The 7,481-nt window shown below is 35.3% G+C and carries 9 protein-coding genes and 1 other RNA gene; 6 read left to right on the top strand and 4 right to left on the bottom strand.

The annotated features are described in order from the left end of the window. Positions 1-11: 11 nt before the first annotated feature. A complete protein-coding gene (locus LACDD01_RS01700; RefSeq protein ID WP_004256833.1) occupies positions 12-710 on the bottom strand; it encodes a response regulator transcription factor in 699 nt (232 codons plus the stop codon). Positions 711-1,017: 307 nt separating this feature from the next. On the opposite strand from LACDD01_RS01700, the gene LACDD01_RS01705 reads away from it, so the two are divergent. The 4 genes from LACDD01_RS01705 to ssrA all read left to right on the top strand — a co-directional run bounded on the left by LACDD01_RS01705 (position 1,018) and on the right by ssrA (position 3,594). Continuing rightward, positions 1,018-1,353 carry a putative DNA-binding protein gene (locus tag LACDD01_RS01705; RefSeq protein WP_019294085.1) on the top strand — a complete coding sequence of 112 codons (336 nt, stop codon included), beginning with the start codon at positions 1,018-1,020 and terminating at the stop codon, positions 1,351-1,353. A 205-nt stretch (positions 1,354-1,558) separates the two neighbouring features. After that, positions 1,559-2,446 (top strand): ABC transporter ATP-binding protein, encoded by an 888-nt coding sequence (locus LACDD01_RS01715; protein ID WP_061413010.1) that lies wholly within the window; start codon positions 1,559-1,561, stop codon positions 2,444-2,446. Continuing rightward, positions 2,443-3,192 (top strand): hypothetical protein, encoded by a 750-nt coding sequence (locus LACDD01_RS01720; RefSeq protein ID WP_019294082.1) that lies wholly within the window; start codon positions 2,443-2,445, stop codon positions 3,190-3,192. The genes LACDD01_RS01715 and LACDD01_RS01720 overlap by 4 nt, the downstream gene beginning before the upstream one ends. 45 nt (positions 3,193-3,237) lie before the next feature. Further along, positions 3,238-3,594: a transfer-messenger RNA gene (ssrA, locus tag LACDD01_RS01725) on the top strand. 92 nt (positions 3,595-3,686) lie between these two features. On the opposite strand, the gene LACDD01_RS11970 is transcribed toward ssrA, so the two are convergent. The 3 genes from LACDD01_RS11970 to LACDD01_RS01735 all read right to left on the bottom strand — a co-directional run bounded on the left by LACDD01_RS11970 (position 3,687) and on the right by LACDD01_RS01735 (position 6,223). Continuing rightward, the gene (locus LACDD01_RS11970) at positions 3,687-3,845 is read right to left on the bottom strand and encodes a hypothetical protein (protein ID WP_165716880.1); all 159 of its coding nucleotides are present in this window, start codon (positions 3,843-3,845) and stop codon (positions 3,687-3,689) included. A 105-nt stretch (positions 3,846-3,950) separates the two neighbouring features. Then, on the bottom strand, positions 3,951-4,490 hold the full coding sequence (locus LACDD01_RS01730) for a YagU family protein (RefSeq protein WP_061413011.1): 540 nt from the start codon (positions 4,488-4,490) through the stop codon (positions 3,951-3,953). A 179-nt stretch (positions 4,491-4,669) separates the two neighbouring features. Further along, positions 4,670-6,223 carry a glycosyltransferase family 39 protein gene (locus LACDD01_RS01735; RefSeq protein WP_061413012.1) on the bottom strand — a complete coding sequence of 518 codons (1,554 nt, stop codon included), beginning with the start codon at positions 6,221-6,223 and terminating at the stop codon, positions 4,670-4,672. Positions 6,224-6,624: 401 nt separating this feature from the next. On the opposite strand from LACDD01_RS01735, the gene LACDD01_RS01740 reads away from it, so the two are divergent. Beyond that, complete coding sequence (locus LACDD01_RS01740; RefSeq protein ID WP_061413013.1) at positions 6,625-6,972, top strand: YxeA family protein; 348 nt, start codon at positions 6,625-6,627, stop codon at positions 6,970-6,972. A 116-nt stretch (positions 6,973-7,088) separates the two neighbouring features. Then, positions 7,089-7,436: a YxeA family protein gene (locus tag LACDD01_RS01745; RefSeq protein ID WP_019294078.1), complete on the top strand. Its 348-nt coding sequence runs from the start codon at positions 7,089-7,091 to the stop codon at positions 7,434-7,436. Positions 7,437-7,481 lie beyond the last annotated feature (45 nt).

Below are 7,481 nucleotides of genomic sequence, written 5' to 3' on the forward strand. Positions count from 1 at the left end.
TATTTTTTAGCTTAATCTTTTTCATCAGAGAAGTAGTACCCAAATCCTCGTTTTGTTTTTATAAATTGATTGTCTAACTTTTTACGAATTTTGCTGATTAAAACGTCAATGGTTCGCGTTTCGGCAGCAGAAGAAATGCCCCAAAAGTGCTGCAACAATTCTTCACGCGAAATCACATCGCCTGAGCGTTCAATTAAAAGCTCTAAAATTTCAAATTCACGTTTCGTTAGCTCTAAAGGTTGTCCATCAAAGATACAAACTTTTTTAGTGAAATCAAGCTCCAATCGGTCAAATTTAATACCAGATTTTTCCGCGGATTTTTCGTTTTCAATTGTTTTATTATAGTGCTGGTGGCGTCGAATGAGTGCATTTACTCGGACAATGATCTCCTTCATAGGAGTTGCTTTATCCAAGTATTCATCAGAACCTGAATTAAGACCAGTCAGTTTCATCTCTTCGTCATCACGCGCTGTAAGTATCAAAATTGGCGTGAAGTTTTGCTTTTTTCGCAAAATTTCTGTCACTTCAATACCAGAGAGTTCGGGCATCATTAAATCCAGCAAAATTAAATCGTAATGATTTCTCTTAGCTTTATCCAGAGCTTGTTTGCCATCACTGACTGTGGTCACTTCAAAATCACTCTGCCTAAAATTATAAGAAAGTAAGGTTAAAATCGAACGATCATCATCCGCAATTAAAATCTTTTTCATTCCTCCATTATAACATATTGATAACAAGACAAAGAGAGATTTCGACTGAGGGAAGCAAAACTATTTTTGAGAGACGACGAAGTTGTGTGACTTGCATAAATTTATGTTGAGATTTTCTGGTCTATTAGGGACATTGAGGTTCATGACAAGTTTCTATCTCAAAACAAAGCTACAAATCTGGGAAGATGTCCTTATGATTACGGCGATAATTATGATAAAATTATAAAAGATAACGGACAATTAAGTTATAAATAAGGATGAAAACAGCGATTAAAAATCAGGTGTTTTCTTAGAATATTAGGAAATTATGGAAATCGAAAAAACAAATCGTATGAACACGCTATTTGAGTTCTACGCGACTCTTTTGACGGACAAACAGATGAATTATATTGAACTTTATTATGCAGATAATTATAGCTTAGCTGAGATTGCTGAGGAATTCAATGTCAGTCGTCAAGCTGTATATGATAATATTAAGCGAACAGAAAAAGTATTGGAAGGTTATGAGGAGAAGTTGCATCTTTTTTCTAATTATGTGGTGCGCAATCAGTTGATTGATGAGCTTTTAGCAGAGTACGCATCGGATCAACACCTAACAACAATATTGCGTGAAATTCAAAAAATCGATGAAGATGAGTTTTAAAAGACAAAGAATGGAGTGGACAAAATGGATACACGTATAATTGTTCCTTTAATTTTGCTAGTTTGTCTCTACTTAGGGGCTTGTTTTTACAGTATTTTTAAAAGTGCACATGTTAAGTACCTGCCAAGATGGGCTTGGGTACTTGTCTGTATCATTTCGATTCCTTTAGGCGGAATTCTTTATTTTATTGTAGGAAGGGACACATATGAATAAAATCATTGAAATAGAAGATTTAACGGTTTCTTTCGGTAATTTTGACGCTTTAAAAAACGTGACATGCTCAATTAGTGCAGATCCAGGAATTATTGGGTTAATTGGTCCTAATGGTGCCGGAAAAACAACTTTAATTCATGCGATTTTAGGTCAACATAAAGCTAGTCAGGGAGAAATTAAGCTTGGGAATCAAGCTTTGGCCTATTGTCCGGACACACCTGAATTTCCTGCCTACCTTACCGCAACAGAGGTGTTGCAACAAAGTTGCGCCTTGAACGAAAAAGCAGAAGACCTTCAACAAATTGAGGTGACACTCGAAAAAGTCGGTTTATCAGAGTATCCCAATAAGAAAGTGGGTGGCTATTCGCGGGGGATGAAGCAACGTCTGGGAATAGCTGTGGCACTCTTACTTGATCCCGTTTTGATATTTCTAGACGAACCAACAAGTGCTCTAGATCCTATTGGACGAATTGAGATTTTGCAACTGATTACTAAAGTATCACAGGAAAAAACAGTGGTTGTTTCCAGTCACCTTCTTGCTGATATTGAAAATATTGCCGATCGTCTCCTTGTTTTAAATCATGGAGAACTTATTTTTCAAGGCACACTTTATCAGTTCATTGAAAATAGTCAGATGGACGAGTTTGCAGAACTAGAGATTAAAAGTGAGCAAGTCAAACAAGAAGTCATGGATATTCTTCAGGTAAATGATATTGAATTCTATCCTGAAATTACGGGAAAATTGATGATTAAAAGTGAATACACAGAGAAACTGCTACAAATTTTCCCGGATATTGGGCAAAAAATAAGTACTTATCGTGCTACGAGCAACAGTCTTGAGATGGCTTTTGAGCGTGCGATTATAGGAGGAGAAAAGTGAGAAGATTAATTCTTTTGGAAACGAAAATGTGGTGGCGCAATAGCCGGCTCCTCATTCTTTTCTTTTTATTTGCTTTTTTTGGTATTACCTCACCTGTCTTGATTTATTATATGAAGGAATTTCTGGCGACTTTTGGTGGGACAGAAGGGACGATTATTCTCATGCCCGATCCCAACTGGAAAGCTTTGATGGAGTCGTATTTTAGTAATATTTCTCAGATTGGCCTTTTTGTTTTGGTTTATTTTACTGCTGATACTTTTAAGCTGAAAAAGGAGAGCTCCCTCGGACTCTACTACTCAACTGTAGCCCGAAATTCGTTTATTCTATGGACGCCTAAGCTTATCCTCGCCTTTTTAGTAACCCTGGTGAGCAATTTGGTAGGTGTGGTAAGTGCCACATATGTAACTTGGGTTTTCTTTCCTGAAATTGAGTTGGGCAGAGTGCTCTCAGCGAGTTTGCTCCAAAGTCTAGCTCTACTTACCTTGGTCATATTTGGCAGTGCTGTTGCTGTCTGGACACGGAAGGCATTTCTAGCAGTTGTTTCCGCAATAGTACTGATGGTAGTGAGTTCGATTATTCAGACACTGAGTGATATTTCCGACTGGTTGCCTCTCAGTTTGCTTTCTCCAATTAATGTGTTAAATGCGCCAGGGCAAGTTAATTTTGGTACTGTCAGCATTTGCGTTGGCATTATAGTACTCTCAATTATTGCTATCTTGGTTCGACCATTGCGCGTGAAATATTAAATGACTTGTGCTATAATTAATGTCTGGAAGTTATTCCACCGTAACGGGGGCGTTACGGATTCGACAGGCATTGTCGCGCATGAACTGCAACTGGTGGTGATGTCACCTAAATCCATCGCAGATAAATATAACTGCTAAAAATAACACTTCTTACGCACTCGCTGCCTAAACACCAGCTTGCGTAGCTGATGATCGTTCGCCGATGGCGGCCTGAAGCTCTAAACCTCAGTCGGATACGTTTTTATGGTGGCTTTACATAAAAAAAGAGATTTTAAAGCACCGCAAATTTCTGCTGTTTGAGACTGGCTTTGGAAATTTGTTAAACTAGAGAAAGTCCTATGGTTGTAGACGTTGATGTAGCAAGGTGTCTGGACAGGGGTTCAACTCCCCTCGCCTCCATTTGCCAGTTTATATAGATTCTTATAGACTGGAAAACCGCTCTATTGAGCGGTTTTTTCATACAAAAAAGCGCCTAATCAAATAGGCGCTGTTAGTTATGCTATCGCTTCTAAATTATACACGGCTTCTTCAATGGTGTTGCCGAGACTACTTAATGAAGTAGTCGCATCTACCATAGAAGCTTTAAATAAATTCGTGGAAGTATCTAGAGATACTGTGTATTTGAAGTTTTTAGTGTTATTAGTGAATGTCATATGCATTCCCCTTTCTTGTTTCTCATCGAAAGGACACTATAACGAATATAACGAAATTCTATCCTTATTGTAGCACAATAAACTTAAAACACAAACTTAATTTACTTAAATGTTTGTTAAAATTCCACTGCTATCCTTTGATATTAAATAATATAGACAGGCAGCGATGGACCATGCCCAAACGATATGTCCAAAAAACTCTGAGAAATGTTCTGCGAAAGGCTGTTTCCAAGGTGCAGGGATGGTTTTCATCACAGGCAATAAAACGATATGCCAAACGAACCAGATGATGATTCCATAAGCAGCACCTTGCCAAAGGGCAATCCATGGCCAATATTGTGCAATGAAAATAAATAATGTAGCAAAGACTATGGAAAAACTAAAATGCAAAATTAAAGAAAACCAATACACTTTTTGATCACGCGAATACAAAACATAAGCATGAGTAAGTGAAGAAGGCACTCCAAATTGCTCCAGCATACGTTGGGGTGGATTAGTGGCATTCCTTTCAGAGGTTCTAGGTGGAAGGATTGCTTCCCAACCAATCTTAACCATTCCAGAAATCATACCTGAAATAAAGCCATACCAGATACTTTGAAAAATTATTTCCTGAAGAGAAGCGCTAGGGATAGTAAATGAAAACATAGAATGACTCCTTTTAATATAATTTATATTTTAACAAAAAAACTTTGTAAAATTGTGTACTAAAGCTTCATAAATAAAACCCCTATACAGTAGGAGTTTATCTATTTATGAAGTTGTGAGTTATATAAGGAGTAAGCAGAGTCAGAATAGTTTTTGACTGTTAGATTTTTATTTACTTATTAATCCTTTTTTAAATCTTGAGTGCTAAATTTTGAATGATATCCATAAGCTGCTAAGATAACAAATACAGGCAAGGCTTGAATAAGATAGCGACTTCTCCCACCTTCAAAGAGAAGCAAGAAGAGCATAAGTCCAATCATAGATAAAAGTAACCACATAACTTTAAAATCATATCTTGATTTTAGAGTTGAAAGTAAAATCCCAAAAATCATAACGATATAGATAATTTGTGCAAAGAACCTGTAGAAAAAAGTATTTTTTCCATTGGCATAACCTTTACCATTGCTATCAGTATAAATAAAGCTTCTTAAAAACTTTCCGAAATTTGAATGAATAAAAGGTGAGAGTTTTTTGCTTGGATTGAGATTCTGTGTGACAAGGAAACCAGTTTTACCTCCACCGTCTGCGCCCCAAGCATAGGCACCATCACGGACAGTTTTACAATACTTTCCATATAGGAATTTGACATATCCTAGAGTTCCTAATTGTTTTAGTCTTTGCTTGAAGACGTCAATATTCACCTCTTTCTTTTCCTTAGCAGTTTTGGCTGATCTGGTAAGTCTCACGTCAGGTACATTATACATACCATTTTTAGAGATGCCTAACATCAAAAAATGAGTCATAGGAAACGCTTTATTTTTATCAAATTGAACATAGTTTTGATTGTTTTTATAAAGTGTAAAAGGCATTGCAAACACTAAAGCACCAATAATAAAGACTAAGAAGGAGATAAAGAAAGGTTTGAGTTTTCTTAGCTTAAGTATAGAAATTAAAAAGTATGCTATCACAAAAATAATTGCAGAGGGCTTTAGATAGTAAGCTATGGAGCTGAAAAAACCAGCAGAGAGTAAAGATATAAGTCTATAGTGAGCCGAAATATTGTCTTGATTCCATCGAGTCAAAAAGAACATCCCTAAGCTCACAAAAGGCAACACAAAGGTGTCACTATATGTGTTTAAAAACCAAGGACTAAAACCGAGGGTTGCTATAAAAATTAAGATACTGTATCGAGCGGTTTGTTTATCGAAAAGATGCTTTGCTGTAAAATATGACATTGCTATAGAAAAATCTATTGCTATGATATTTAAAAGTTGTAAAAGAGTTAGACTATGAACGACTCTCATGAATAAGAAAAGTAAAAAATTATTAGGATAGTTCTGGAGATAGGTCCATTTTTGAGAATTTATATCGCCCATAGCAGCATGATATACTCCATAAACATCATATCCTGAGAGGCCTGAAGCAAATAAAAGGGTAACTATTTGAAAGAGAACCATAATCCCAAATACTGCGACAATATTATTACCTAAAAATCTTATAACAGAGGATAACCCATGTTTTAAATTATCGCGATTCAGATAAGATACGATCAATGCTATTAAGCTAAGTATGAAGATATAAGCTCCATTTTTTGAGTAAATTTGCTCTAAAGAAAAATTTTCTGAACGAACAGCACTGAAAAGCCAAAAAGAACTCAAGAGAAAAGCTGCTACAAATAGTGCCTCATATAGAAAAAATTTTTTAGTGATTATTTTTTTTGAATTCTTTATCAAGAATGATTACTCCCATAAGTATAGTGGTCCCATATTTAAACTGAACAGAAAATTCCCTTGGAGATAAAATGAGTTATATTTTCTGTCTATTTAATCTTGGGCTTTTATACCTGTATTATAGATAAAAAATACCGATTATGCAATTTTTTATACGACTAAAGTTGCATATTTTTGATAATTTTTTTAAAAATATTTTCTAAAATAAAGACACAAAAAAGAGACATGTATATAGAAGAAATAATTATAGAATCATAAATAAAATTAAGAGTTTGTGTGGGCGAATTCGCCCAGAGTTAAGAGGTCTCAAATTTGATTATTACAATAATGTAAGTCTATTTTAGACAAATTTGGCGTAAAATAATGCTAACAACTTAATGTTGTGAGTTGAATGGAAAAATAAAATGAAAAAAATATTGTTTGGTTTTTTAGGTGTACTCTTAATTTTAGACATTGGCTTTTTTGGGGAAAATATTAGCTATACACAAACGATTTACTTTGCACATGTTCAAGGGAAGGTAAATACGAAGACAACTAAAAATTCGGCTGGTACCTTAGGTCACTATAATTATACAGTAAAGGGAGTGAACTCTAGAGGAGCTCTTAGGGAGATTCATCTTGAAACGGATCAAGAACTCCACGCTGGGACTTATCTAGAAATTCACGCGGACAACAAAAAGGACGCAACCAGCTGGAAAATCAGGAAAGAATATGAAATCCCTAGAACGGTATTAGATAAACTTGATGAATAGTGGGCTTTTCAAATTTAATAAAAAATGAACATTACTTTCTTAAGAAAATGTAAGTTGTAACTGCAAAAATAAAGGTAAAATAATTTTATAGAAGAAAAATAAATGAGGTATGAAATATGAAAAAAGTATTAGTAGGAATCATGGCACTTGTATTAATTGTTGTCGGCGGAGGTTATGCTTGGTATCACACAGCATATGGTGGCGACAGTTACTACGTTCATATTCAAGAAGATGGTGTTGCTAAAAAAGAAAAAGACGATTCAGGGCAAGAATTTACGAGGTACTATTATACGTTGACCGGTTATAATGAAAAGGGTGAAGCCAAAGAAATGGAATTCACTGGAAGTCATAATCTCAGACATGATGCTTATTTAAGGCTAGTATATAACGATAAGAAAGGCGTAACCAGCTGGGAGGAAGTTCAGAAGCAAGATATTCCTCAAAAAGTACAGAATAAAATTTAGAAAAATTTACTTATAAAAAATCTACGGTCTAAGAAGAGGCTGCTG

Source organism: Lactococcus sp. DD01 (genome assembly GCF_001578715.1).
Classification (GTDB): Bacteria; Bacillota; Bacilli; order Lactobacillales; family Streptococcaceae; genus Lactococcus; species Lactococcus petauri.